The sequence below is a fragment of the Pseudotenacibaculum sp. MALMAid0570 genome (assembly GCF_040151415.1).
In the GTDB taxonomy this organism is placed as follows: domain Bacteria; phylum Bacteroidota; class Bacteroidia; order Flavobacteriales; family Flavobacteriaceae; genus Polaribacter.
The window spans coordinates 15,703-40,105 of the sequence record NZ_JBDKWF010000042.1 but is presented as its reverse complement, the minus strand read 5'-3'; the positions used below and the strand labels follow the sequence as shown (position 1 = coordinate 40,105).

At 31.6% G+C, this 24,403-nt stretch carries 27 protein-coding genes; 13 read left to right on the top strand and 14 right to left on the bottom strand.

Annotation, left to right across the window (positions count from 1 at the left end; genetic code table 11):
- Window position 1: 1 nt before the first annotated feature.
- A complete protein-coding gene (locus tag AAON49_RS01000) occupies window positions 2-799 on the bottom strand; it encodes a polysaccharide biosynthesis/export family protein (RefSeq protein WP_349551979.1) in 798 nt (265 codons plus the stop codon).
- Between the two features lie 92 nt (window positions 800-891).
- Between AAON49_RS01000 and AAON49_RS00995 the strand changes: the two genes are divergently transcribed.
- From AAON49_RS00995 to secA, 4 genes are all read left to right on the top strand, one after another.
- On the top strand, window positions 892-1,668 hold the full coding sequence (locus AAON49_RS00995) for an O-methyltransferase (protein ID WP_349551977.1): 777 nt from the start codon (window positions 892-894) through the stop codon (window positions 1,666-1,668).
- Window positions 1,669-1,686: 18 nt separating this feature from the next.
- Window positions 1,687-2,259, top strand: coding sequence for a cob(I)yrinic acid a,c-diamide adenosyltransferase (locus tag AAON49_RS00990; RefSeq protein WP_349551975.1), 573 nt, complete (start codon window positions 1,687-1,689; stop codon window positions 2,257-2,259).
- Window positions 2,260-2,348: 89 nt separating this feature from the next.
- Window positions 2,349-2,570 carry a DUF2795 domain-containing protein gene (locus AAON49_RS00985; protein ID WP_347174497.1) on the top strand — a complete coding sequence of 74 codons (222 nt, stop codon included), beginning with the start codon at window positions 2,349-2,351 and terminating at the stop codon, window positions 2,568-2,570.
- 106 nt (window positions 2,571-2,676) lie between these two features.
- On the top strand, window positions 2,677-6,018 hold the full coding sequence (secA, locus tag AAON49_RS00980) for a preprotein translocase subunit SecA (RefSeq protein ID WP_349551973.1): 3,342 nt from the start codon (window positions 2,677-2,679) through the stop codon (window positions 6,016-6,018).
- 51 nt (window positions 6,019-6,069) lie between these two features.
- Here secA and AAON49_RS00975 read toward each other — a convergent pair whose 3' ends face one another.
- Genes AAON49_RS00975 through AAON49_RS00965 form a run of 3 tightly spaced genes read right to left on the bottom strand, consistent with a single transcriptional unit; the run spans window position 6,070 to window position 8,173 of the window.
- Window positions 6,070-7,026 carry a DUF4097 family beta strand repeat-containing protein gene (locus AAON49_RS00975; RefSeq protein ID WP_349551971.1) on the bottom strand — a complete coding sequence of 319 codons (957 nt, stop codon included), beginning with the start codon at window positions 7,024-7,026 and terminating at the stop codon, window positions 6,070-6,072.
- Between the two features lie 3 nt (window positions 7,027-7,029).
- Window positions 7,030-7,641, bottom strand: coding sequence for a HEAT repeat domain-containing protein (locus tag AAON49_RS00970; protein ID WP_349551970.1), 612 nt, complete (start codon window positions 7,639-7,641; stop codon window positions 7,030-7,032).
- On the bottom strand, window positions 7,610-8,173 hold the full coding sequence (locus tag AAON49_RS00965) for an RNA polymerase sigma factor (protein ID WP_349551968.1): 564 nt from the start codon (window positions 8,171-8,173) through the stop codon (window positions 7,610-7,612). The genes AAON49_RS00970 and AAON49_RS00965 overlap by 32 nt, the downstream gene beginning before the upstream one ends.
- A gap of 106 nt (window positions 8,174-8,279) precedes the next feature.
- Here AAON49_RS00965 and AAON49_RS00960 point away from each other — a divergent pair, with 106 nt between their 5' ends.
- Window positions 8,280-8,693, top strand: a complete 414-nt coding sequence (locus AAON49_RS00960) for a hypothetical protein (protein ID WP_349551966.1) — start codon at window positions 8,280-8,282, stop codon at window positions 8,691-8,693.
- 48 nt (window positions 8,694-8,741) lie between these two features.
- Here AAON49_RS00960 and folE read toward each other — a convergent pair whose 3' ends face one another.
- The 4 genes from folE to nadC all read right to left on the bottom strand — a co-directional run bounded on the left by folE (window position 8,742) and on the right by nadC (window position 12,700).
- Window positions 8,742-9,422 (bottom strand): GTP cyclohydrolase I FolE, encoded by a 681-nt coding sequence (gene folE, locus AAON49_RS00955; RefSeq protein ID WP_349551965.1) that lies wholly within the window; start codon window positions 9,420-9,422, stop codon window positions 8,742-8,744.
- 58 nt (window positions 9,423-9,480) lie between these two features.
- Window positions 9,481-10,845, bottom strand: coding sequence for a histidine--tRNA ligase (gene hisS, locus AAON49_RS00950; protein ID WP_349551964.1), 1,365 nt, complete (start codon window positions 10,843-10,845; stop codon window positions 9,481-9,483).
- Between the two features lie 65 nt (window positions 10,846-10,910).
- Window positions 10,911-11,846 carry a YihY/virulence factor BrkB family protein gene (locus AAON49_RS00945; RefSeq protein WP_349551962.1) on the bottom strand — a complete coding sequence of 312 codons (936 nt, stop codon included), beginning with the start codon at window positions 11,844-11,846 and terminating at the stop codon, window positions 10,911-10,913.
- Window positions 11,843-12,700, bottom strand: coding sequence for a carboxylating nicotinate-nucleotide diphosphorylase (nadC, locus tag AAON49_RS00940; RefSeq protein ID WP_349551960.1), 858 nt, complete (start codon window positions 12,698-12,700; stop codon window positions 11,843-11,845). Before nadC ends, AAON49_RS00945 begins: the two co-directional genes overlap by 4 nt.
- A gap of 80 nt (window positions 12,701-12,780) precedes the next feature.
- On the opposite strand from nadC, the gene rlmH reads away from it, so the two are divergent.
- On the top strand, window positions 12,781-13,254 hold the full coding sequence (gene rlmH / locus AAON49_RS00935; RefSeq protein ID WP_349551959.1) for a 23S rRNA (pseudouridine(1915)-N(3))-methyltransferase RlmH: 474 nt from the start codon (window positions 12,781-12,783) through the stop codon (window positions 13,252-13,254).
- Between the two features lie 3 nt (window positions 13,255-13,257).
- Here rlmH and AAON49_RS00930 read toward each other — a convergent pair whose 3' ends face one another.
- Window positions 13,258-14,415, bottom strand: a complete 1,158-nt coding sequence (locus AAON49_RS00930) for a hypothetical protein (protein WP_349551957.1) — start codon at window positions 14,413-14,415, stop codon at window positions 13,258-13,260.
- Between the two features lie 119 nt (window positions 14,416-14,534).
- The gene (locus tag AAON49_RS00925; RefSeq protein WP_349551956.1) at window positions 14,535-15,332 is read right to left on the bottom strand and encodes a helix-turn-helix domain-containing protein; all 798 of its coding nucleotides are present in this window, start codon (window positions 15,330-15,332) and stop codon (window positions 14,535-14,537) included.
- A gap of 202 nt (window positions 15,333-15,534) precedes the next feature.
- Here AAON49_RS00925 and AAON49_RS00920 point away from each other — a divergent pair, with 202 nt between their 5' ends.
- From AAON49_RS00920 to AAON49_RS00905, 4 genes are all read left to right on the top strand, one after another.
- A complete protein-coding gene (locus tag AAON49_RS00920; RefSeq protein WP_349551955.1) occupies window positions 15,535-16,113 on the top strand; it encodes a non-canonical purine NTP diphosphatase in 579 nt (192 codons plus the stop codon).
- Entirely contained in the window at window positions 16,113-17,141 is a 1,029-nt protein-coding gene (locus tag AAON49_RS00915) for a FecCD family ABC transporter permease (protein WP_349552127.1), read from the top strand. Before AAON49_RS00920 ends, AAON49_RS00915 begins: the two co-directional genes overlap by 1 nt.
- Window positions 17,138-17,938 (top strand): ABC transporter ATP-binding protein, encoded by an 801-nt coding sequence (locus tag AAON49_RS00910; RefSeq protein WP_349551954.1) that lies wholly within the window; start codon window positions 17,138-17,140, stop codon window positions 17,936-17,938. Before AAON49_RS00915 ends, AAON49_RS00910 begins: the two co-directional genes overlap by 4 nt.
- A 78-nt stretch (window positions 17,939-18,016) precedes the next feature.
- Window positions 18,017-19,078: a M28 family metallopeptidase gene (locus tag AAON49_RS00905; RefSeq protein WP_349551952.1), complete on the top strand. Its 1,062-nt coding sequence runs from the start codon at window positions 18,017-18,019 to the stop codon at window positions 19,076-19,078.
- 53 nt (window positions 19,079-19,131) lie between these two features.
- Here the strand turns inward: AAON49_RS00905 and AAON49_RS00900 are convergent, their stop codons facing one another.
- Window positions 19,132-20,052: a hypothetical protein gene (locus AAON49_RS00900; protein ID WP_349551950.1), complete on the bottom strand. Its 921-nt coding sequence runs from the start codon at window positions 20,050-20,052 to the stop codon at window positions 19,132-19,134.
- A 114-nt stretch (window positions 20,053-20,166) separates the two neighbouring features.
- Between AAON49_RS00900 and AAON49_RS00895 the strand changes: the two genes are divergently transcribed.
- Complete coding sequence (locus AAON49_RS00895; protein ID WP_349551948.1) at window positions 20,167-20,463, top strand: hypothetical protein; 297 nt, start codon at window positions 20,167-20,169, stop codon at window positions 20,461-20,463.
- Here AAON49_RS00895 and holA read toward each other — a convergent pair whose 3' ends face one another.
- On the bottom strand, window positions 20,464-21,468 hold the full coding sequence (holA, locus tag AAON49_RS00890; RefSeq protein ID WP_349551947.1) for a DNA polymerase III subunit delta: 1,005 nt from the start codon (window positions 21,466-21,468) through the stop codon (window positions 20,464-20,466).
- Between the two features lie 40 nt (window positions 21,469-21,508).
- On the opposite strand from holA, the gene AAON49_RS00885 reads away from it, so the two are divergent.
- Window positions 21,509-21,955 carry a type I restriction enzyme HsdR N-terminal domain-containing protein gene (locus AAON49_RS00885; RefSeq protein ID WP_349551946.1) on the top strand — a complete coding sequence of 149 codons (447 nt, stop codon included), beginning with the start codon at window positions 21,509-21,511 and terminating at the stop codon, window positions 21,953-21,955.
- A 47-nt stretch (window positions 21,956-22,002) separates the two neighbouring features.
- Window positions 22,003-23,001 (top strand): glycosyltransferase family 2 protein, encoded by a 999-nt coding sequence (locus tag AAON49_RS00880; RefSeq protein ID WP_349551944.1) that lies wholly within the window; start codon window positions 22,003-22,005, stop codon window positions 22,999-23,001.
- A gap of 4 nt (window positions 23,002-23,005) precedes the next feature.
- Here AAON49_RS00880 and AAON49_RS00875 read toward each other — a convergent pair whose 3' ends face one another.
- Complete coding sequence (locus tag AAON49_RS00875) at window positions 23,006-23,626, bottom strand: L-threonylcarbamoyladenylate synthase (RefSeq protein WP_349551942.1); 621 nt, start codon at window positions 23,624-23,626, stop codon at window positions 23,006-23,008.
- 69 nt (window positions 23,627-23,695) lie between these two features.
- Window positions 23,696-24,394: a response regulator transcription factor gene (locus AAON49_RS00870; RefSeq protein ID WP_349551941.1), complete on the bottom strand. Its 699-nt coding sequence runs from the start codon at window positions 24,392-24,394 to the stop codon at window positions 23,696-23,698.
- Between the last annotated feature and the right edge of the window lie 9 nt (window positions 24,395-24,403).

The window sequence follows — 24,403 nt, the reverse complement described above, 5'->3', positions numbered from 1 at the left end:
ATTATAAACCTCTTACAATTAAAATTGTGGATGTTACCAATGTAAATATAGAAACAATAGTTGTTAATGTTTGCAATCCTGTAGTTCCTGTACCCCAAGATTTTTGCCTCAAAGGCATCACATTAATATAATCGTTAGGTTTAATAAAAAATATATCTGAGTTTAATGCATCTATTCTCGTTAGGTCAATTTCAAATTTTTGAACACCGGTAGCGGTAGATCGAATAACTTGTACATTTTTACGATTTCCTACAACCGTGATATCTCCAGCATTTGTTATGGCATCCAAAATACTCAACTGATTTTGGTAAACAATTTTTTGCCCTGGGCTACCCACTTCACCCATTATTGTATATTTAAATCCGTTTAGACGAACAGTCACAAATGTTTCAACATCTTCTGTTAAATAATCTTTTAATTTTTCTTCTATCTTCTCTCTTACCTCTCTGGTTGTATATCCTAGGACATTAATCTCACCCAAATAAGGTATTCTAATGTTTCCATATCTATCTACAGAATATCCAGTAAAAAGATTTGTTCCTTGAGTTTGACCAGGAATATTAGCTCCTCCTCCTACTGAATTTGAAGTTGTGTTTTGAAATAACTTTACATATTTATCTTCATCTGCTTTAATATCAATTGAGATATTATCATGTACTTGCAGTTTGTATGGAGCATCGTTTGTTTCTCTAATTTCTTTTAAGGAAACCGGCTCTCCTTGTAAATAGATTAAATTCTTATTTGGAACACAAGAAGACAAAAAACAAATAAAAAGTAAAAACAGTAGAACTTTTCGCATAAATAGAAACATCATTAAAAGAAACAAATATAATTTTTATAAGCGTAAACGAACAAATTTTCTATTAATTTCGTTCTCAAAACTCAAAGAAGGTGTTTTCTAGAATTTTTTCCTACATAAATTTTCTATCTAAATCAAAAAATCAACATGGAGTTCATTCTCCTTTTGTGTTTAACTTGATAACCCAGTGTTTTTATGATAAACACACCAAACCTGATTACAGCATTTTAAATAATTACAGAAAAGACCTACTTTCTAACAAAAAAGAAATTTCTGTTTCAGATTTTGGAGCAGGTTCTAAAATTTTCTCGTCTAATCTTCGGAAGATAGCTAAGATTGCTAAACATGCTGGAATTTCAAAAAAAAGAGGTGAGCTTCTTTTTAGGATAGTACAATATTTTCAACCTAAAAACACCTTAGAAGTTGGAACTTCTCTTGGACTTAGCACTTCTGCTATATCTATAGCAAAAAAAGACAATACATTAATCACATTAGAAGGATGTAATCAAACAGCAGGTGTAGCAAAAAAAATGTTTCATAAATACGGCTTACAAAATGTTAAGGTTATTACAGGTAACTTTAACCTTACCTACCCTAAAGCTATTAAAAATGAGATATTTGATTTTATTTACTTTGATGGAAATCATACAAAAGAAGCCACATTAAGCTATTTTTATAATTGTTTAAATTCCATCCATAACGATTCTATAGTAATCTTTGATGATATTCATTGGAGTCGTGAAATGGAGGAAGCTTGGAAAGAAATTAAAAACCATAAAAAAGTAACTGTTACTATAGACACCTTTCAATGGGGAATTGTCTTTTTTCGCAAAGAACAAGTAAAAGAACATTTCATCATCAGAGTATAAAGCCTTAAATTTGTTACTATGAAAATTTACACGAAAACTGGAGATCAAGGCACAACAGCTTTATTTGGCGGGACAAGAGTACCAAAACATCATTTAAGAATTGAATCATATGGAACTGTTGATGAGCTAAACTCTTATATAGGGTTGATTAAAGATCAGGCTATAGATGAGCAAACAAAAAAAGCTCTGCTAAAAGTGCAGCATGATCTTTTTACTTTAGGAGCAATGCTTGCTACTCCACCAGAAAAAGAAACTTTAAAAAGTGGTAAAGAGCGTTTGAACATTCCTAAAGTAAGTAGTGAATCTATTCAGTTTTTAGAAGATGAAATAGATTTTATGAATACAAAATTGCCTCAGATGACACATTTTATACTTCCAGGAGGACATACCACTGTGTCATTCTGTCACATTGCAAGATGTGTTTGTAGAAGGGCTGAGCGGTTATCCGTGTCATTAAATGAAGGAGAAACCATTAATGAAGACATTTTAAAATACTTAAACCGACTTTCTGACTATCTTTTTGTGCTGGCACGAAAGTTGTCCCAAGACTTATCAGTTCAGGAAGTTAAATGGATTCCCGAAAAAATTTAACAAGTTCTTTTTTTATTGATTTATATTTCCAAAAAAACTTGACTTTTTGAGTAAAAAATTTATTTTTGCAGAAAATTAAATTCTAAGAAATGTATTGGACTCTAGAATTAGCATCTTATTTAGCAGATGCACCATGGCCAGCAACTAAAGACGAGTTGATAGATTACGCTATCAGAACTGGTGCTCCTCTAGAGGTTGCAGAAAATCTACAAGAAATTGAAGATGAAGGTGACGCATATGATTCTATTATAGAAATCTGGCCAGACTATCCGACCGAAGAAGATTATCTTTGGAACGAAGATGAATACTAAAAAAACATAATCAATTACAAAAAAAAGTCTCTAAAGAGGCTTTTTTTTTGTTTACTTTTAAACCCCTGATTTCAGAGAAAGAAGGGATAAAAACATACCGATAAGAATGAGTATCTTAAATTCAGTAATAAAAATATTTGTTGGAGACAAACAACAAAAAGATCTTAAAATATTACAACCCATTGTAGAAGAAGTAAAAGCTTATGAAGCTTCTATTTCTGCTATATCTAATGACGAACTTAGAAACAAAACAGCTGAGTTTAAACAAAAAATTGAAGAAGCAACAAAAGTTTTCCAAGATCAAATTGATGCTTTAGAAAAAGAAGCCACTGAAGCTGAAATTGACAGACAAGAAGATATTTACTCAGAAATAGATGGCCTTAGAGATCAATCATATGAAGCTTCTGAAGCTGTTTTAAAAGAAATTATGCCTGAAGCTTTTGCTGTGGTAAAAGAAACTGCAAAACGTTTTGTTGAAAATGAAGAAATTGAAGTAACCGCCACTCCATTCGATAGAGAACTTTCTGGCACAAGAGAACACATTGTCTTAGAAGGAGAAAAAGCATACTGGCAAAACTCTTGGGATGCTGCAGGAAAACCTGTTACATGGGATATGATTCATTATGATGTTCAGTTAATTGGAGGTTCTGTTTTACATCAAGGAAAAATTGCTGAGATGATGACTGGAGAAGGAAAAACATTGGTTTCTACTTTACCTGTCTATTTAAATGCATTAACAGGAAATGGTGTGCATGTTGTTACGGTTAATGATTACTTAGCGAAACGTGATAAAGCCTGGATGGCTCCTATTTTTGAGTTCCATGGATTAACAACAGATTGTATTGATTACCATCAACCAAATTCTGAAGAAAGAAGAAAAGCATACAACGCTGATATTACTTACGGAACTAATAATGAGTTTGGTTTTGATTATTTACGTGATAATATGGCTAGCTCTAAAGAAGATTTAGTTCAAAGAGCTCCAAATTACGCCATTATAGATGAGGTGGATTCTGTATTAATTGATGACGCTAGAACTCCTTTAATTATTTCGGGTCCAGTTCCACAAGGAGACAGACATGAATTCAATGAACTAAAACCTTTAGTTTCTGATTTAGTAGGACTTCAAAATAAATATTTGGTAGGTGTTTTAGCGGAAGCGAAAAAATTAATAGCTGAAGGAAACACAAAAGAAGGAGGGTTCTTATTATTAAGAGTCTACAGAGGAATTCCTAAGAACAAAGCTTTAATCAAATTCTTATCGCAAGAAGGTGTAAAACAAGTTCTTCAAAAGACAGAAAATACTTATATGGCAGATAACAATAAGTTAATGCCAGAGATAGATGCTGAATTGTGGTACGTAATAGAAGAGAAAAATAACTCGATAGATCTTACAGATAAAGGTGTAGCTCACTTATCTACCAAAACAAGTGACGAAGGCTTTTTCGTATTACCAGATCTTGGAGTGAAAATCGGTGAAATTGATTCTAGCGAAGAAACTCCCGAGAAAAAAGCACAGCATAAAGAAAACCTATATAAAGATTTTAGTGTAAAGAGCGAACGTATTCATACAATGAATCAGCTTTTAAAAGCCTACAGCCTTTTTGAAAAAGATGTAGAGTACGTTGTAATCGAAAACAAAGTAATGATTGTTGACGAGCAAACTGGTCGTATTATGGACGGTCGTAGATACTCTGACGGCTTACATCAAGCAATTGAAGCAAAGGAAAATGTAAAGATTGAAGATGCTACACAAACGTTTGCTACAGTTACTTTACAGAACTACTTTAGAATGTATCGCAAGTTATCTGGTATGACAGGTACAGCTATTACTGAGGCTGGAGAATTTTGGGAAATCTATAAATTAGACGTAGTAGAAATCCCAACCAATAAGCCAATTGCCCGTGATGACAGACAAGACTTAGTTTATAAAACAACTCGTGAGAAATACAATGCTGTAATTGATGATGTAGTTGAATTGGTTGATCAAGGACGTCCTGTATTAGTGGGAACAACTTCTGTTGAAATTTCAGAACTACTGGGACGTATGCTGAAGATGCGTAAAATCAATCACAACATTTTAAATGCAAAGTTGCACAAACGCGAAGCCGATGTTGTTGCAGAAGCAGGAAAACCTGGAATTGTAACCATTGCTACCAACATGGCAGGTCGTGGTACAGATATTAAATTATCAGACGAAGTAAAAGCAGCTGGTGGTTTAGCTATTATTGGTACTGAAAGACACGATTCTCGTCGTGTTGACAGACAGTTACGTGGTAGAGCTGGTCGTCAAGGAGATGTTGGATCTTCTCAATTCTATGTTGCTTTAGATGATAATCTAATGCGTTTATTTGGTTCTGAGAGAATTGCAAAAATGATGGATAGAATGGGATTAAAAGAAGGTGAAGTAATTCAACATTCTATGATTACCAAATCTATTGAAAGAGCACAAAAGAAAGTAGAAGAAAACAATTTCGGAATTCGTAAACGATTGTTAGAATATGATGATATTATGAATTCGCAACGTGAATTTGTTTATAAAAGAAGACGTCATGCCTTAGATGGTAAACGTTTGCAAATAGATATTGCAAATATGATCTACGATACGTGCCAATCTATCATCAACATCAATAAAGAAGCAAAAGATTTTCAGAATTTTGAGTTTGAATTGATTCGATTTACTTCAATGACCTCTCCTTTTTCTGAAGATGAATTTGAAGCTTCTACTGAGCAAGAATTGACAGATAAGTTATACGAAATCATAACAAATCACTACAAAGAGAAAGCAGAAAAGAATGCAGCTTTAACATATCCTGTGATTAAGAATGTATTTGAAAATGAAGGTGATCGTTATGAAAGAATTGTGGTTCCTTTTACTGATGGCATTAAAACTTTACAAGTTGTCACAAACTTGAAAGAAGCTTATGAAACACAAGGTAAATCTTTAGCAACTGATTTTGAAAAGAATATTACTCTAGCAATTATTGATGAAAATTGGAAAGATCATTTACGTAAAATGGATGATTTAAAGCATTCTGTGCAAAACGCATCTTATGAGCAAAAAGACCCATTGTTGATTTATAAATTTGAAGCCTTTGAATTGTTTAAGGTAACTATTGATAAAATTAATAGAGAAGTATTGTCTTTCTTATTTAAGGGAGAATTACCTAACCAAAGTACTTCACAGGTTTCTGAAGCTCGTCAGCAAAAAAGAGAGAAGTTGAATTTACAAAAAGACGAAGTTCAAAACTCAACAGAGCAAGCTATTGCTAATTCTCGTCAACAACAACGTGAACCTGTTGAAACCATTGTAAGAGAGCAACCTAAGATTGGTAGAAATGAGCGCGTTACAATTAAAAACGTGATGAGCGGCGAAGAAAAAGTGGTCAAATTTAAACAAGCCATTCCTCTGATAGAAAAGGGAGAATGGGTTTTGGTAAATAACTAATAAAAAAGGCTGCTATTAAGCAGCCTTTTTTTTATTCAAATAATATACCTCTTACGATTTTTTTCTAAGATAAACATTTCCAAGTCCAGCATTTAGCTTCATCTTACTTCTTCCTGTATTGAGTTTTAGTCTCATGTGATGAAATTGATTGTCTTCTTTTTCTTCTTCAATCTTAAAATCAATATCGCTGTAAATATTTCTAGCGCTTGCATCTATTGCTACACCTGACTTTGTTGGAAGTGTGATATCTATAAATCCGTTATTGCTATAGATTGAGTATAATTTTTGCGGAGTTTTCTTATCAAATTCTATAGTAACATTTCCTCCTACCGTATTGATAGATACTGGTCCTGTAACATCTTTCAACTTAATATTACTTAAGGTTGATTGCATTTCTACTTCTCCATTAAAGTTAGACAATGAAGATGGATTAGAATTGTAAAACAATGCTGTCGGAGCTGATTGACTGCTAGAGGAATTCAAGACACATCCATTCGTTTCCCAAGTTAATTTTAGCGAATTAGGGATTTTTATTTCATAACTTTCATTTCCATACATCACAAATTGGCCACTAGGTTGCACTTTATCTTTGAATATTAACTCTCCGTTATTCTGCTCAATAGTAAAATAAATTCCTAATTCTAAGTTCTCGTTGTTCTTTCCTAATTTTTTTAATCCTTTTTTTCTGTTTTGGTCTCCAAAATAATATACAATAGAATTATTATTCTTTGAATTTCTTGCTCCTTTTACTGTTGTTGTTAATGTACTTCCTTGAGTTGTGGCTACTTGTCCCTTTAAATTACTTACATAAAAGTTTCCTTTTGTCTTTTTTTCATGTAAGCTCTTAATAACTACTTCGCTACCATCGTAACCTGTAATTTGGAAGTTCTTAGAGGAACATATTCGTAAAGTTCCTTTGCTAAATTTTATTTTTTTCTCCTGTGCATTTATCGACACTTGAATCAATGCCACAATGCATATTGATAATACAGTTTTAAAATTTTTCATTTTTTATTGTTTTAAATTTGCCATAGCCATAGAAGCATTGCTCTTTACTATTTCAAATGTTTTTTCGTTTTTAATGATTTCTTCAAGAGGTTCTTTCGCGCGTTGTTCTCTTAAAATACTTAATGAGTTAATTAACTTTATTTGTACTAGGGGTTGTTTTTCTTTACTTAGGGCCTCTATTAAAGACTCTCTAATTTCTTGATTCTGAGGGAATTTTAATAAAGCATCTATTGTTGCAATCTTAACATTTGCATTTTTATCGGTTAATAATGTTTTAATCAATACTTTGATAATATTTTTATCTTCCTTTTGATAAACATCACTAAACTCATAAACAGCTTCTAGCCTTACTCCTGTTGATTCATCTTCTAAATCGGCTAAAATTTCTGTTCTCTTTTGATCACTATAAATTTTATCTTGCAACCAGAATACGGTAGATACAATTAAAACTAAAGAAGCTGCTATAGAAAAATACTTCAAGTAGACAACCTTTCCTCTTTTAGGCTGATGTAATGTCTTTTTAAGTTTTTGTTCAAACTTTTCGTCTACCAAAGAAGATACTTTCTGATCTTCAAACTCAGCTTTATGATCCTGTATGTAGTCTTTTAAATTCATTTTTTCTTATGTTTTGTATGCTTTCAACCAACATGTTTTTTCCTCTTCTATATTGATTTCTAACAGTGCTTTCTTTCAAATTCAATAATTCACTAATTTCTCTGTGATTGTAATCTTCAATCATGTATAGAACCAAGATGACACGATATTTCTCTTTTAAATTATTGATACATTTCTTAATCAATTCAACAGAAATCTCAGAGTATTCATCAAGTTCTAATTCTTCAGTTTCTTCATCTGCTATTTGCGTTTCTTCAACCCAGTATTCTCTCTTTCTCTTTCTAATTGCATCTAAAGAAGCATTAATCACTATTTTCTTTAACCAAGACCCTAAACTTAATTCTTCTTTAATCTGACCAATCTTTTCAAAAGCTTTTATAAATGACTCTTGTATAATGTCTTCAGCATCTTCTCTGCTCTTCACAATTCTATAACTCACATTGTACATCATATCCTTGTACAAGTTGTACACGGTTAATTGAGCTGAATAGCTGTTTTCTTTACATCTTTGTATGAGTTGCTTCTCGTTCAAAAAGATCTTTTTGGTTGGTCTTTACATTTCTAATAACGTAAGTTATCAAAATGTGTCGCAAAAAGTTTCATATTTTTTATATTTTAGTCATATCTAAAAAGAAAAAATGAAAAAAATCTGTTTTCTTCTGTTGATTGCATGTATGACTGGCTTTGCTGGTTTCGGGCAAAATCAGAATAAAAAGTATATTGAGTTTCAAAACAAGTTTGCTCAGTTACAAAGCTCTGTTGAAAAGAAAATGAAGTTGATGTCTGCTGAATATAAAAAAGAAGTTCAGGCAATTAGTTCCAATCTTGAGTTAGAAATGACCAAATTAAAGAGCAAATATGAAGGAAGTTTATTAAAGGGCAGTGTTAATCACAACAAATACAAAAAGAAAGCTCAAAAAATAAAAAATAAGTATGACTTAAAATCTAAAGATTTACTTCATAAGTATACACTCAAAAGATCTAAAGTTGAAAATGAGTTTTATCATGAAAAAGACAAACTCATTAAGAAATATGAAATCTATACAGATTAAAAAACGCCGCTGAAATCAGCGGCGTTTTTATTTGATATAGTCTAAGAATTATAAACTTTGAAAATCTGTATCCATTTTCAAATAGTCTAAAAACTCTTGCTTTGTTTCTTTATTTTTAAACTTTCCTCCAAACTCAGCAGTTACAGTACTACTTTCAATATCTTTAATTCCTCTGGAGTTTACACATAAATGTTTTGCATCTATTACACATGCAACATCTTGAGTTCCTAAAGCTTCTTGCATTGCTTGTACTACTTGCATGGTTAAACGTTCTTGCACTTGAGGCCTTTTAGCAAAATACTCTACAATACGGTTCATTTTAGAAAGTCCAATTACTTTACCGTTAGAAATATAAGCTACGTGTGCTCTTCCAACTATAGGAAGTAAATGGTGTTCGCAAGTAGAATACACAACAATATTCTTTTCCACCAACATTTCTCCATAGTTATAGTTATTATCAAAAGTAGAAGCACTTGGCTTATTTTCTGGGTTCAATCCCATAAATAATTCATTTACAAATGCTTTAGCTACCCTTTTGGGAGTTCCTTTTAAGCTATCATCTTCTAAATCCATACCAAGAGTGATCAAAATATCTTTAACGCTCTCTTGAATTCTTTCTATCTTTTCTTTATCTGTAATATCAAATGCATCATCACGTAAAGGTGTTTTTGCAGATGTTCCAACATGATTCTCTCCTATCTCATCAATTCTATCTTCACTTATTTTCATCTTCGCTTTGTTCTGAGTATTAAATTAGGGTGCAAATTTACGACTTTACCATCGAAATTTACTTCATTTTTAGTATCAATTCTTCTAAACTACAATTAACTTCTGTTCTGTTAATCATATCTTTTAAAGCGAATTGGTCGTTCTCTATTTTAGAAATTACAAATGGAATAGCTCTTTTCTCTGCATATTTCCATTGCTTCTTTTGTTGATTGTTACTAGAAGCCATATCAGGATAAATTTCCGATTTAACTCCTGCTCTACGTAATGTTTGCAATGCTTGTAACTGAATTAAATTATCATCACCTTCAAAGTTTAAGAATAAAATTTTAGGTTTTGGCAACTCTACAGTTTCAAATAATCCAAGTTCTTCTAATACAAGATAAATTCTATCCAACCCGAATGAAATTCCAACTCCGCTTACATCTTTTAAACCAAAAATTCCTGTCAAATCATCATATCTTCCTCCACCGCCAATAGAACCCATTTTTACGCCTTCTGGTGCAGCCACTTCAAAAATAGCTCCTGTGTAATAGTTTAAACCACGAGCCAATGTTACATCTAATTGTAACGATGCAGATTGTAATCCTAAGTCTTCAATAGCATTCATTACAAATTGTAATTCTTGCACTCCATTTTTTCCTTCTTCAGAAGTATTCAATAGGTTCCTTAAAACTTCTAATTGTTCTTTATTGGATCCTGTGAGTTGAAATAGTGGTTTTACTTTTTCAATGGCTTCTTCAGAAATGTTTTTTGACAACATTTCTTTAACTACGCCTTCTACTCCAATCTTGTCTAATTTATCTAAAGCAACTGTGAAATCTATCAATTTGTCTTTGGCTCCAATGACTTCAGCAATTCCTGATAAAATTTTACGATTGTTGATTTTAATGGTTGTTCCTTTCAATCCTAAATTGGTAAACACTTCATCATACAGCTGAACAAACTCTACTTCTTGTAGTAAAGATTTACTTCCAACAACATCTGCATCGCATTGATAAAACTCTCTAAAACGACCTTTTTGTGGACGATCTGCTCTCCATACTGGTTGAATTTGATAACGTTTAAACGGAAAAGTAATCTCATTTTGGTGTTGCACTACATAACGTGCAAAAGGAACTGTTAGATCATAGCGCAATGCTTTTTCAGAAATTTTAGAAGTTACTTTATTACTATTTTTTAATTCGAGTAATGAGTTGTCTACTTTAGATAAGTAATCTCCAGAGTTTAAAATTTTAAAAATCAAACGATCTCCTTCTTCCCCATATTTTCCCATCAGAGTAGATGAATTCTCAAAACTAGGAGTTTCAATAGGTTGAAATCCATAGACTTCAAAAGCGGCTTTGATCGTATTCATAATATACGTACGATTGGCTACTTCTGTAGAAGAAAAATCTCTGGTTCCTTTTGGGATACTGGGTTTCATATTCAGTTATCTATTTTCAGTTATCAATTATCAGTTTGCAAATATCTGAAAAATTGAATGAACTCTTATTCTTCGGATTGTGTTTTATTTTTCAATCGTAAAGAGTAAATGCTAGCATTTAACTCAAAGCCCAATAATAGAATGATGGCATTTAACCATATAAATAACATTAAAATTAAGAGTGTTCCTATAGATCCATATAACTCATTGTATTGTGCAAATTCGTTTACGTAAAAACTGAATACATAAAATGTAAGTATCGAAAGCAATGTTGTAAATACTGATCCTGGTGAAAGGAATCGTGAGTGTTTGCCTGATTTTGTTCCATATTTATATAAGATAGAGACTATGGTAAAAATCATCAAAACAAATAAAACTCCTCGACCTAGAGAAAGCCATAGAGTTTCATCTTCTATCCATTTTTTGTTAATCATTGCATCCAATAACAATTGATAAAATCCAGTAAGCGCTACTGTAATCACTAAGAATAAAGCCATGATTAATGATACTAACATAGAAAGAAAGTAGGCTCTTAAAAAGTTTCTTGCTTCTTTTACATGATAAGAAAATTCAAACCCTCCAAAAATGGCATTGACGCCATTGGTCATTAAAAAAATAGATGCTAAAAAACCAAAAGATAATAATCCAACTTGTTTGTTTTCAATAATATCCAGTAAAACAGTATCAACAGCTTTGAAAGTTTTTGGTGGTAAAATTTCAGAGATCAATGTCATTAAGCTTTCCTGAAATCCATCAATAGGAATATACGGTATAAGCGTTAAGACAAAGAGCATAAAAGGAAAGATAGCCATAAAGAAACTGTAAGCAATTCCGCTTGCTCTCGTGGTTAAAGCACCTTCAATGATTCCGATGATATACATTTCAATGACATCATATAACGACATTCCTTCTAGACCTGGAATTTTAACCTTCTTTCCTAGTCTAACCAGCAAATTAATTACCGGAATCTTTTCTAATTTCTCTTCTATTTCTTTACTCAAATTGCTTTTAAGCTTAAATCCATATTATATACCGAATGTGTTAAAGCTCCTGAGGAAATAAAATCTACTCCACATTCTGCATATTGCCGGATGGTTTCTTCGTTAATTCCACCTGAAGATTCGGTTAAGCATTTACCTCCTATTAATTTTACAGCTGCTTTGGTCTGATCAAAATCAAAATTGTCTATTAATATTCTATAAACACTATCATGTTGTAAGATTTCTTCTATTTCTTCTAAGCTTCTAGCTTCTACAATAATCTTAATATCTATATTCTTTTCTCTTAGATATTCTTCTGCTTTGGTAATTGCTTGAGATACTCCACCTGCAAAATCGATATGATTGTCTTTAATCATCATCATATCATATAAGGCAAAACGATGATTAACACCTCCTCCAATGGTAACGGCCCATTTTTCAAGAGCGCGTATCCCAGGAGTGGTTTTTCTAGTATCTAAAACCCTTGTTTTTGTTCCTTTTAAGAGATCAACAAAAAACCAAGTTTTGGTAGCAATAGCACTCATTCTTTGCATTGCATTTAACACAATTCGTTCTGCTTGCAAAATAGATTGAGATCGACCTGAAACAAAAAAGACAATATCTCCATATTTTACGCTAGAACCATCATTAATTAAAGTCTCTACTTCAAGTTCTGGATCTACATGATGAAATACTTTTTTAGCAAACTCAACACCAGCAATTATTCCAGTATCTTTTACTAAGAGTTTTGCTTTCCCTTGAGCTTCTTTCGGAATACAAGAAAGAGATGTATGATCGCCTTCGCCAATATCTTCTCTAATTGCATTGGTAATTATAAGCTCTAGTTCTTTTTCGAATTGTTCTGGGGATATCATTTATTGAAAAATTTGTCACGCTAAAATACTAATCAATTATGAATTAAGAATTGCCAATTCATAATTTGTAATTTTGTCAAATGAAAATCAAACTCCTTGTTATTGGAAAAACGGATGATAAAAACCTTAATCAATTGATTGAGAATTATCAAAAACGTTTACAACATTATATCAACTTTCGGTTAGAAGTAATTCCAGATCTTAAGAATAGTAAGAATCTGAGTCAACTTCAACAAAAAGAAAAGGAAGGTGAATTGATTTTAAGTAAAATTCAAGCATTTGATCAAATGATTTTATTGGATGAAAAGGGAAAAGAATTTCGTTCTATAGAGTTTGCTAATTATCTTCAAAAGAAAATGAACTCTGGTATCAAACAATTGGTTTTTGTAATTGGAGGCCCTTATGGTTTTTCTGAAAAGGTCTATCAAAAAGCAATGGGAAAAATCTCATTTTCTAAAATGACTTTTTCCCATCAGATGATTCGCTTATTTGTTGTTGAACAGGTTTACAGAGGCTTTACTATTTTAAGAAATGAGCCTTATCATCATGAATAAGGATTAATTTGATGTAATTTTTGTAGCTGTAAAAGACCAAAATGATTTGTCATAAAAACGAATCCCACTAAGCTCACCTTTTTCATTTTTTAAAAACTTTACTTTGATATCTTCATAAGGAAAGAAAAATGTAGTTTCTGAAGCTGGATAAAAATTCAAAGGCTGTTCTCCAGGAAATAATATTTGAATTCCTATTTTTCCTTTAAATATTTTGACTTTACCTAAGGCTGAATTTTCATAGTCTCCGGTGTAATCATCTAGTTTTTCATCTTTTAACCTTACTTTCTCTAATTTTTCCCACTTGTATTTTGGTCTTTCTTCCACCAATGAATTCAAATCACTAAATGAGTACGATTTTCTTCCTTTAATTAACATGTCTTTAATATTTGTCTTCACAATTTTATTGCCGCTGTGTTTCGAAAAGAACCAAGCATCACCAGTGGTTAAGTTTTGAATATTAGAATACATTGTTGCTCCGCTTTTAGGAGCAGTCTCTTTGCAGATACTAATCATTGTTTCCAAACTAGCTCCTTCTTTGTTAATTTTTGATGTAGCTATAGGAAATCTCCAACATGAAGATTTGTCTTCTTTTCCACAGATATCAAAATTTGTTGACACCAATGATTCTCCTTTTTTAGCTATTTGAATTCCTGAAGCACTTATAATGGCAAACCTTCCTGTTCTATCAGCAACATGCATTTGTGCTGTTTTAAACCCGTTTTGAAACCAATAAGTATTAAAGAATTCTATTACTTGTTCTACAGAATTCATATTGGATAGAATATGAATAAGTATGGCTTGGTCTCCTTTAGGAAACGCTAATTTACCCTTTGATTCTAAGTCTTTATTAAGGTTAACTGAGTTGAAATCAAAAGTTAATCCAGCTTCATTCATCCCTCCTTGTATACTCCCGCTTTGTCCATATCTTGATGAAAAATAACTAAAAGTATAGTATCCATATTTAGTATTTTCAGTTTTTGGATATACATTGATGAAATTAGCAACCCCAAAAGGCCCATCTTCATTGTTTGCATTCCACACATGTCCTTTACAATCTATTCCGCTTACTATTGTACAAGCAAAAGTTGATTTTGAATTCAAAATAAGAGTGGTTATTAGAATGGTTAATCGGAGTATAATTTTAAAATTGATAATTCCCATATTGTTTAATTTATAAGTTAATAATATTGATGCTATTGTTAGATTTTGGCACGAGTTTGTACTGGACTTAATTCTAAGTCATTTATAAAACATGTTATAAAAAAAGTGTTCTTGTTTTGCTACTTATTAAACTCTTGTAGTGTATTGTAGATAAAAACTACTTCAAAAATCAGTATTGGCACGACAAGGAATCCTGCTAAAGGCGCAAATACAACAGAGATAAGTAAAACTCCTAAAACAATTTTTATGATTCCTATTACTTGCGGATAAGATCCTAATTGCTCTTTTAATTTCATTATACCAATCCCTAAAACCAACTCAGATATTCCAAATAGCATAGATATAGCGACAACTGTTATCGACATTTCTGCATAATTACTAAAAGAAGAAAATGATGTAAAAACCATTAGAATGGTAATGATTATTTCCAAAACAAAATAGATATATGATGCTAAAACCAAAGTAGAGTTTTGAACCAGTTTTCCAATTTTGTGATATCCTCTTAAGAAAAAGAATAAAGCAATTAAAAAAGGTACATTCCAAGAAAGAGTAGGAATCAATTCTGTGTCAAAATCGTGGTTTCCTGAAATTAGCATATATTCTACTATCATTCCAATAACAGAAAATATCATCAAAAATATTCCTGATATCCAACTAATTTGTAATGTCGTTTTGTCTGATTGAGATAAAACTATTTGAGGTTCTTCGTGAATAGAAGGTCCGAAAAATAAATTAGAATCTACTCCTAATACTTCCAAAATAGTTTTTACAGTAAAACTTCTAGGTGTTACATCTCCAGCTTCAATTCGCTGTATAGTTCTTACGTTGATATTACATTTTTCAACAAGTTCTTCTTGAGTTAAACCTTTCGATTTTCTCAACTCTAGGATTCTTTTTCCTAATTCTGGCTGTTTCATGATGTACAAGTTTTTGTTTTTCATGCAATGTTACTTTCAGAATTCAACTTGTCAAATTTTTTAGAATGATTTAAACCCGACATTTATGCGACAAATCAGTAGTGTCAAGGGATTCGGGCTCCTACCCTCAAACTGCAATGTACTCATTTTTCTATAAATGAAACGACTTTATTTGATTACATTTGTGCTTTAACTATCATTTATGAGATTGGTTTTTGCCACAAATAACCTTAATAAATTAAAAGAAGTTCAGGAAATGTTATCTGATCAAATAGAACTTCTTTCATTAAAAGATATAGGTTGTTCTGAAGAAATTGAAGAAACAGCAACCACCTTAGAAGGAAATGCCAAATTAAAAGCTGATTATATTACAGAACATTATGGGTATGATTGTTTTGCAGACGATACTGGATTAGAAGTAGACAGTTTACTAGGAGCTCCGGGTGTATATTCTGCTAGATATGGTGGTGAACCTAGAAGTGCAGATAAAAATATAGAAAAACTTCTTACAGAGATTGAAGATAAAGAAGATAGAAGTGCTCAATTTAGAACTATAATCACTCTAAATTTAGATGATAAAAGTTATGATTTTGAAGGAATTTGTAAAGGGTTAATACTAAAAAAAAGATCAGGTAGTAAAGGGTTTGGTTACGATCCTGTTTTCCAACCTGAAGGATATTCTTTATCATTCGCTGAAATGAGTTCTGATGAGAAAAATAGTATTAGTCATAGAGGAATAGCAATTCAGAAACTAGTTCAATTTTTAAACAACATAGATTGATTACTCAAAAGACATATTCAAAACAATTTATAGCCCTCCCTATTGTGTTGGTTGCATTGTTGTTTCTCAATATAAGTCTTGGGTCTGTTTCCATTCCTTTTTCCGAAATTTTTGATATTCTTATAGGAGGAAATAGTTCGAAAGAGAGTTGGGATCTAATTGTTGTAAATTTTAGGTTACCCAAAGCTATCACAGCAATATTAGTTGGCTCTGGATTATCCATTAGCGGCTTATTAATGCAAACATTGTTTAGAAACCCTTTGGCAGGTCCTTTTGTTTTAGGTATTTCTTCTGGAGCTAGTTTGGGTGTTGCTTTACTCATCTTAGGTTCTAGTATATTTGGTGGTGTTATTGCATCACTAGCAATTTCTAACTGGGCTATCGCTTTAACATCAAGTTTAGGCGCTGCTTTGGTTTTATTTGCTGTTTTACTAGCGGCAAATAAAGTTCGTAATACGATGTCTATTCTAATCATCGGATTAATGTTTGGCACTGTAAGTGCTGCAATTATTAGTGTGCTTACCTATTTTAGTAGTGCCCAACAAATTCAACAGTATATATTTTGGAGTTTTGGAAGTTTAGGAAATCTATCTTGGGAAGAAGTTGGAGTTTTTGTGGTTATTTTCTTTATCGGAATTATCTCTTTGTTGAAAGTTTTTAAACCTTTAAATGCTTTTTTATTGGGTGAGAATTATGCGAAAAGTGTTGGAATCAATATTAAAAAAAGCAGGAATATCATTCTTTTTATTACAAGTTTACTCACAGGTGTTATTACTGCATTTGCAGGACCAATAGCTTTTATAGGCTTGGCTGTACCTCACATTACTAAGTTAGTTTTTAAAACGTCTAACCATAAAATTTTAATTCCTGCTGTAGCACTTTTAGGAGCTATTATACTTCTCATTTGTGATATGATTGCACAATTACCAACTAGCGAATTTACATTACCCATTAATGCTGTTACTTCTTTATTTGGAGCTCCAGTAGTGATTTGGTTGTTAGTTCGTAAAAAGAAAATTTATGTATGAGTAATCACAAGAAACATATCATTCTTGAAACACATGATCTTTCTATTGGTTATAGTGACAAAAAAACAGTACATCAAATTCAAGGTAACATCAATTTAAAGCTTTACAAAGGAGAATTGATTGCTGTACTTGGAAAAAATGGAATTGGAAAATCTACTCTTTTAAGAACGCTTACCAAAGTTCAAAATGCTTTGAGTGGCAGTATTCTACTTGATGGAGAAAATCTCGAGCGTTTCGATCTTAAAGCGTTGTCTAAAAAAATCGGGTTGGTTTTAACAGAGCGTTTACCAGAAAGTCAGCTAACAGTTTTTGAACTAATTGCTCTTGGTAGACAACCATATACCAACTGGATAGGAAAGCTTCAGAATGAAGATGTTGAAAAAATTCATTGGGCAATGGGTCAAACAGACACAAAAGAATTGGCTAACAAACATTTTTATGAATTAAGTGATGGTCAATTGCAAAGAGTAATGATTGCTAGAGCTTTAGCTCAGGATACTGAAATTATTATGTTAGATGAACCAACAGCTCATTTAGACATGCATCATACAATCAAAATTTTTCAACTTTTAGAGAAGCTTGTTAAGGAAACACACAAAACAATTATCACAACTTCCCATCAAGTTAACTTAGCCATTCAATCTGCCAATAGAATCATTTTATTAACTGATAAAGAAGTAGATAGCGGAAGTAGAGAAGAACTGATTGAAAGAAACTCTTTTGATCAGCTTTTTCCAGCAGAAATCATTAACTTTAACGCAGCCTTAGAACAATTTGTTATCAATAAAAAAAGCTAAGTATTTACTTTTAAACTTGTTTGTAACAAATGGTTGTTTTTAGACACTAATTACCAAATAAAATTAATTTTTAATTCAATGAGAAAAATACTCTTTGTTGCTAGTTTACTTGTCTTAGCATCTTGTGGATCGAGTAAAAATGTAAAATCTACTGATGCTAATGTAGATTTAGCTTTAAAATATGCATCTTCTATTACAGCTAAAGATTTGGGAAATCATTTATTTATTTACTCTTCTGATGAATATGAAGGAAGAAATACAGGGGAACCTGGGCAGAAAAAAGCTGTAGAATATTTAAAGAATTTTTATGTGAAAGAAGGAATTGCTTCTCCTTTAGGTGGTGATAATTATTTCCAAGAAGTTCCTGCTTCATATTTGAACAGATTTTCAAGAGGAAGAAATTTAAAAGATTCTGAAAATGTGTTGGCCTATATCAAAGGAACTGAAAAACCAGATGAAATTGTTGTTATTTCTGCTCACTTAGATCATGTAGGAAAAAACAACAAAGGTGAAATTTACAATGGAGCAGACGATGATGGTTCCGGAACTGTTGCCATTTTAGAAATAGCTGAGGCTTTTAAGAAAGCCGCTGAAGCTGGTCATGGTCCAAAACGTTCTATTCTTTTCTTGCATGTAACTGGTGAGGAAAAAGGCTTATTAGGTTCTCGTTACTATACAGAAAACCCAACATTCCCAATTGCTAATACTGTAACAGATTTGAATATAGATATGATAGGTCGTACTGATGAAAGACATAAAGGAGATCCGAATTATGTGTATTTAATTGGTTCTGATAAGTTAAGTACTGAATTGCACAACATATCTGAAGCAATGAATAAAAAGTACACCAATATTCAGTTAGATTATAAGTATAATGATGATAACGATCCAAATCGTTTTTACTACAGATCTGACCACTATAACTTTGCTCAGTATGATGTTCCTATCATTTTTTATTTTAATGGAACACATGAAGACTATCACGGGATTGGTGATACTCCAGATAAGATTAACTATGAAATGTTAGAAAAAAGAACACGTTTGGTATTTCATACTGCTTGGGAAGTAGCAAACATGGATAAGAGAATTGTTGCTGACAAAGCTGAAAAGAAAGAAGAGAAGAAAGAAAAGTCTGAATAAGCTAAAGAACTATTTAAAAATTAAAAGACCGAGTAAAGAAACTCGGTCTTTTTTTATAGTATAAATTTATCAATAGCTGCTTCTTTTGCTGTTTTTTTCGTTTGTCCAGATCCTATGACTTTATCAGTTTCAGAAAACATCTTTTGAGCAGAAGATGCATCATAAATAAAGTAGATAATCCGCATCGTACAATCTGTTAAATCATTTCTGTAAGCATTAGGTTTATACGCATAAGTTACAGAAGCTATGCAAATATAATCTGCGTACTTTTTTAAATTTCCTTTAAAATATTCAACATTTGAAGATTTCAGATGTGTAGCAATCTCATGTGTTATTTCTGAGGAATAAATAATCTGATCTGTAACAAAATATCCTTTCTTTCTAAATTCTTTCTTAAATCGATTCATTAAAGGCGCATCAATTTTGTTGTTCTGATTAAATACAAAAAGTCCTACTTCATCTTCTTCTTTGGTATTGTAAAGTTTGGTATTCCATATGCTTTCTCTTTTAACCTTCTTTTTTACAACTGGTTTTTTCTTCTTTTTGATAATTTTAATTTCATTTACCTTATAATCTCTTTTTTTAACAACTACCGCTAATTTTTTCTCTGGCTTCAAACTGGCTTTGTATTTATTAATAACTTCTTCGGTAACTAATTTGAGTGGTTTACCTGTAATAGGATGATTTCCTTTGTTTTTGTAAAAGACAATAGAATCATTTATCATAGCATACCAAAGCAATGGTTTGCCTTCTTCTTTAGAAAAAAATTCAGTTTCTTCATTAGGAACAAACTCTTCTAAAACATTTTCTCTTTGCAGAGACGATTCTACTTCTAAAGTATCTTTAGTGATAGGTTTTGCTTGATTTTTTTCGGAAAAAAATAATGAGTAAGAAAGAATCAATAAGGGGAATAGTAATAGTAAGTAGAGTTGTTTTTTAACTCTACTAAACCTTTTGTTTTTAGGGGACTTCATGGTTTAGGGGGATTTAATTATTTGATATTTAGTGTTCTATCTATAGAAAACAGTTTTTAGATTAATAGTATTATAAAGATAGTAAAATGATTTTATTATCTTTAAAATAAAACTATGCATGGATCTTGGGGAGCTTTAACTTTACTTATTAAAAGACAGAATCGAGAAAAATATCGCAAGGCAGAACTAAAGTATCAACTTCAAAAGAGAAAAGAAAGTTTTGTTAAGGATGCATATGATAAGGAAGGAGATGAATTTGATTTTCCTGAAATATCAAAACATCAAATGGAACTACTCAAAAAAGAAATAAGAAGAGACATTAGAAATCAAAGATTGAGAAGTATTCTTTCTTATCTCATTGTTACGCTAGCAATTGTTATCTTCTTTGCTTTAGCCTTTTTTACAGTTTAATTAATGCATCATCTTAAATAAAAGTTCTTTTAAGATATCTCCTTGAGTTTGATTGGTTGCCCCAACTCCTTTACTTTTTACATCAGCCTCACGCAACATCGCAATAATTTGCGCTACTTTACGCATTGGATAATTTCTACCGGCTGTAGTATAATCGGTTACAAAAAAAGGTCGAATTCCTAAGGCTTTTGCTACATGATCTCTGGATTTATTTTTTAATCCATGATAAATTAATAGTTGAGTAAAAAAACTATTGAGCAATGAAATAGTCATGACCAAAGGGTTGCTTTTGGGATTTTGAGCAAAATAGGTAATAATTCTATTGGCTTTTAAGATATCTCTTTCTCCAACAGCTTTTCTTAGCTCAAAATTATTAAAGTCTTTAGAAATCCCTATGTTCTCTTCAATATGTTCTGGCGTGATGATGGTTCCTTGCGGAAGTATTGTAATGAGTTTATCTAATTCATTACTAATCTTACTTAAATCAGTTCCCAAAAACTCAACCAACATTTGAGCGGCCTTGGGTTCAACTTGGTATTTTTTTCCTCCCAAAACTCTTCGTATCCAATCACCAACTTGATTTTCATACAAAGGTTTACTTTCGAAGATTAACCCATTTTTAGAAACTGCTTTGTATAGCTTCTTTCGTTTGTCAAGTTTTTTGTACTTATAATTTAAAACCAAAACCGTTGAAGGTTGCGGATTTTCTACATAGGTAGTCAATTTTTCAATTGTTCTGCTCAAATCTTGCGCTTCTTTTACAATCAAAACTTGTTTTTCAGCCATCATAGGAAAACGTTTAGCAGAAGCTACAATCTCTTCAATAGAAACATCGCGTCCATACATCACTGCTTGATTGAATCCTTTTTCAGCTTCATCAAGCACATTTTCTTCAATAAAATCAGAAATTTTATCAATATAATAAGGCTCTTCACCCATTAAAAAATAAACAGGTTTAATCGTTCCGCTTTTAATATCAGAAACAATCTGATTGATTTCGTTCATGAAGTGTCTAACTAATTCTAGAAATAATTACATTTGAGTGATGCAACAACTGAATTTATCATCGTACTCATTTCGACTCAAATCTAGCGAAAATAAGACACTTATTTTTGATATTATTAGAAAAAAATATGTGGTTTTAACTCCAGAAGAATGGGTGCGACAACATATTCTTCATTACTTAATTCATGAAAAAAAATATCCTATCTCTTTGATTGCTGTTGAAAAGCAGTTAAAGATAAATTCTCTAACCAAAAGAACAGACATTGTAGTATATAATCGCAAAGGATTACCTGAAATTATCGTTGAATGCAAAGCTCCTTCTATTTCAATTTCTCAAGAAACATTTGATCAAATTGCTAGGTATAATCTTACGCTTGAAGCTAATTATTTAATGGTTTCTAACGGTTTGAATCATTATTATTGTCAATCTGATTTAGAAAATCAAACCTATGTTTTTCTTAGAGACATTCCTGAATATGAATTTTAGCAAATCTTTGCATCTCCTATTCATTCATAAATAGTAAGTTTGCAGCCTTGAATGTAGCTATCGTCATATTAAACTGGAACGGAAGAAAGTTGTTAGAGCAATTTTTACCTTCAATCGTCAATTTTAGTTCTGAATTGGCTGATATTTATGTTGCAGATAATGCAAGTACAGACGATTCAATCTCTTTCGTAAAAGAACACTTTCCATCAGTTCATATTGTTGAAAATTCAATCAATGGAGGTTATGCGAAAGGTTATAATGATGCTTTACAATCTATAAAAGCAGATATTTACTGTTTGATTAATTCTGACGTAGAAGTTTCTAAAGGTTGGTTAGAGCCTGTATTAGAAGTGTTTGAGAATGAGGTAAGCACTGCTGTTATTCAACCTAAATTGCTAGATTATAAAGACAAAATAAAGTTTGAATATGCTGGTGCTGGAGGTGGTTTTATCGACTTGTATGGATATCCTTATTGCAGGGGTCGTGTTTTTAATCATTTAGAAAAAGATGAAGGTCAGTTTGATGATGTCTCGCAAATTTTCTGGGCTTCTGGAGCTTGTTTTTTTGTACGATCTGAGGTATATCATAAGCTAGAAGGATTTGATGAAGATTACTTTGCACATCAAGAGGAAGTAGATTTATGTTGGAGAATTCAAAATGAAGGGTATACTATAAAATATGTTGGTACATCTACTGTATATCATGTTGGCGGGGCCACTTTACAAGAAAGTAATCCGCATAAAACCTACTTGAATTTTAGAAATAGCTTGTTAAACATCATAAAAAATGTACCTAAGCAATGGTTTTTGTTTGTAGTTTTTTCTCGTTTGATTTTAGATGGTGTAGCAGGAATTAAATTTATTGTTGAATTAAGACCCATACATACTTGGGCTATTATAAAAGCGCATCTAAGTTTGTATAAAAACTTTTACAAGTTCTTAAAGAAGCGTAAAAAATTACAGAAAAAATCTGATTACAATTTACACACTAGTATTGTTTGGCAATATTTTCTTTTGGGAAGAAGAAAGTTTCAGAATCTAAAATAGATTCTTATAGAATATCTAAACTTCCTTTTCCTTTTCTTAAAACTTCTGGTTCGCCATCAGTTAAATCTATAACAGTAGAAGCATGATTGTCTCCATAGCCTCCATCTATTACCATATCTACTCTATTTTGCCACTTCTCAAAAATCAATTCAGGGTCTGTGGTATATTCTAAAACATCGTCTTCATCGTGTATAGAAGTAGATACAATTGGATTTCCTAACTCAGCTACTAGTTCTCTTGCTATATTATTATCCGGAACACGAATTCCTACTGTTTTTTTCTTTTTAAATACTTTAGGAAGTGAATTGCTTCCAGGAAGAACAAAGGTATAAGGTCCTGGTAAAGCTCTTTTTAAAATCTTATAGGTTGGTGTGTCAATTTGTTTGACATAATCAGAGAGATGACTTAAATCATTACAGACGAATGAAAAATTTGCTTTCTCTAATTTTACACCTTTAATCTTGGCTACTTTTTCTAAAGCTTTCGTGTTTGTAATATCACATCCAAGTCCATAAACTGTATCTGTTGGATAAATAACCAATCCCCCATTTCTAAGGACTTTTACAGCCTTTTCTATCTCTTTAGGATTCGGGTTTGTATTGTATATTTTGATGAACTGAGCCATACTATAAAAGTACAAAAGCTCAGGCTGAAAATCAACCTGAGCTTATTATTTTTGGGAAGTTATAATCGATTAGGCTTTATCTACCAATCGAAATCCTTCTCCGTGAATATTTAAAATTTCTACTTCTTCATCTTCTTTTAAGTACTTTCTTAATTTTGCGATGTACACATCCATACTTCTAGAAGTAAAGTAATTATCGTCTCTCCATATTTTTGTTAGAGCCAATTCTCTTGGCATCAAGTCGTTTTTATGAAGCGCTAACATTCTTAAAAGTTTGCTCTCTTTAGGCGATAATTTTTGAGGTTCATTTTTCCCTATCGAAAGGTGACGTAATTTAGAATTGAAAAAGAAGCTTCCAATATTAAATTCAAATTGTTCGTTTTCGGTGGTTGTTTCTGATTCTTTTCTTTGTAAGATTGCTTTAATCTTAAATAATAAAACCTCAGAATCAAAAGGTTTGTTCAAATAATCGTCAGCTCCTACTTGATATCCTCTTAACACATCTTCTTTCATTGTTTTTGCTGTTAAAAAGATAATAGGCACTTCTTTATTTGTTGATCTAATGTCTTGTGCTAAAGAAAAACCATCTTTTCTTGGCATCATAACATCCAATATACAAAGGTCAAAATCATTGTTTTTAAACATAATTAACCCTTCTATTCCATCTTTAGCATGTGTAACGTTATAATCGTTTAATGCTAAGTAATCTTTAAGAACTGTTCCAAAATTTGGATCGTCTTCAACTAATAAAATCTTTTTACTTCCCATGTTTTTAAA

Coding starts and splice junctions, on each gene's coding strand:
- AAON49_RS01000 (WP_349551979.1), bottom strand. CDS start 799: ATGCGAAAAGTTCTACTGTTTTTACTTTTTATTTGTTTTTTGTCTTCT.
- AAON49_RS00990 (WP_349551975.1), top strand. CDS start 1,687: ATGAAAATTTACACGAAAACTGGAGATCAAGGCACAACAGCTTTATTT.
- AAON49_RS00985 (WP_347174497.1), top strand. CDS start 2,349: ATGTATTGGACTCTAGAATTAGCATCTTATTTAGCAGATGCACCATGG.
- secA (WP_349551973.1), top strand. CDS start 2,677: ATGAGTATCTTAAATTCAGTAATAAAAATATTTGTTGGAGACAAACAA.
- AAON49_RS00975 (WP_349551971.1), bottom strand. CDS start 7,026: ATGAAAAATTTTAAAACTGTATTATCAATATGCATTGTGGCATTGATT.
- AAON49_RS00970 (WP_349551970.1), bottom strand. CDS start 7,641: ATGAATTTAAAAGACTACATACAGGATCATAAAGCTGAGTTTGAAGAT.
- AAON49_RS00960 (WP_349551966.1), top strand. CDS start 8,280: ATGAAAAAAATCTGTTTTCTTCTGTTGATTGCATGTATGACTGGCTTT.
- folE (WP_349551965.1), bottom strand. CDS start 9,422: ATGAAAATAAGTGAAGATAGAATTGATGAGATAGGAGAGAATCATGTT.
- hisS (WP_349551964.1), bottom strand. CDS start 10,845: ATGAAACCCAGTATCCCAAAAGGAACCAGAGATTTTTCTTCTACAGAA.
- nadC (WP_349551960.1), bottom strand. CDS start 12,700: ATGATATCCCCAGAACAATTCGAAAAAGAACTAGAGCTTATAATTACC.
- rlmH (WP_349551959.1), top strand. CDS start 12,781: ATGAAAATCAAACTCCTTGTTATTGGAAAAACGGATGATAAAAACCTT.
- AAON49_RS00930 (WP_349551957.1), bottom strand. CDS start 14,415: ATGGGAATTATCAATTTTAAAATTATACTCCGATTAACCATTCTAATA.
- AAON49_RS00925 (WP_349551956.1), bottom strand. CDS start 15,332: ATGAAACAGCCAGAATTAGGAAAAAGAATCCTAGAGTTGAGAAAATCG.
- AAON49_RS00920 (WP_349551955.1), top strand. CDS start 15,535: ATGAGATTGGTTTTTGCCACAAATAACCTTAATAAATTAAAAGAAGTT.
- AAON49_RS00910 (WP_349551954.1), top strand. CDS start 17,138: ATGAGTAATCACAAGAAACATATCATTCTTGAAACACATGATCTTTCT.
- AAON49_RS00905 (WP_349551952.1), top strand. CDS start 18,017: ATGAGAAAAATACTCTTTGTTGCTAGTTTACTTGTCTTAGCATCTTGT.
- AAON49_RS00900 (WP_349551950.1), bottom strand. CDS start 20,052: ATGAAGTCCCCTAAAAACAAAAGGTTTAGTAGAGTTAAAAAACAACTC.
- AAON49_RS00895 (WP_349551948.1), top strand. CDS start 20,167: ATGCATGGATCTTGGGGAGCTTTAACTTTACTTATTAAAAGACAGAAT.
- holA (WP_349551947.1), bottom strand. CDS start 21,468: ATGAACGAAATCAATCAGATTGTTTCTGATATTAAAAGCGGAACGATT.
- AAON49_RS00885 (WP_349551946.1), top strand. CDS start 21,509: ATGCAACAACTGAATTTATCATCGTACTCATTTCGACTCAAATCTAGC.
- AAON49_RS00875 (WP_349551942.1), bottom strand. CDS start 23,626: ATGGCTCAGTTCATCAAAATATACAATACAAACCCGAATCCTAAAGAG.
- AAON49_RS00870 (WP_349551941.1), bottom strand. CDS start 24,394: ATGGGAAGTAAAAAGATTTTATTAGTTGAAGACGATCCAAATTTTGGA.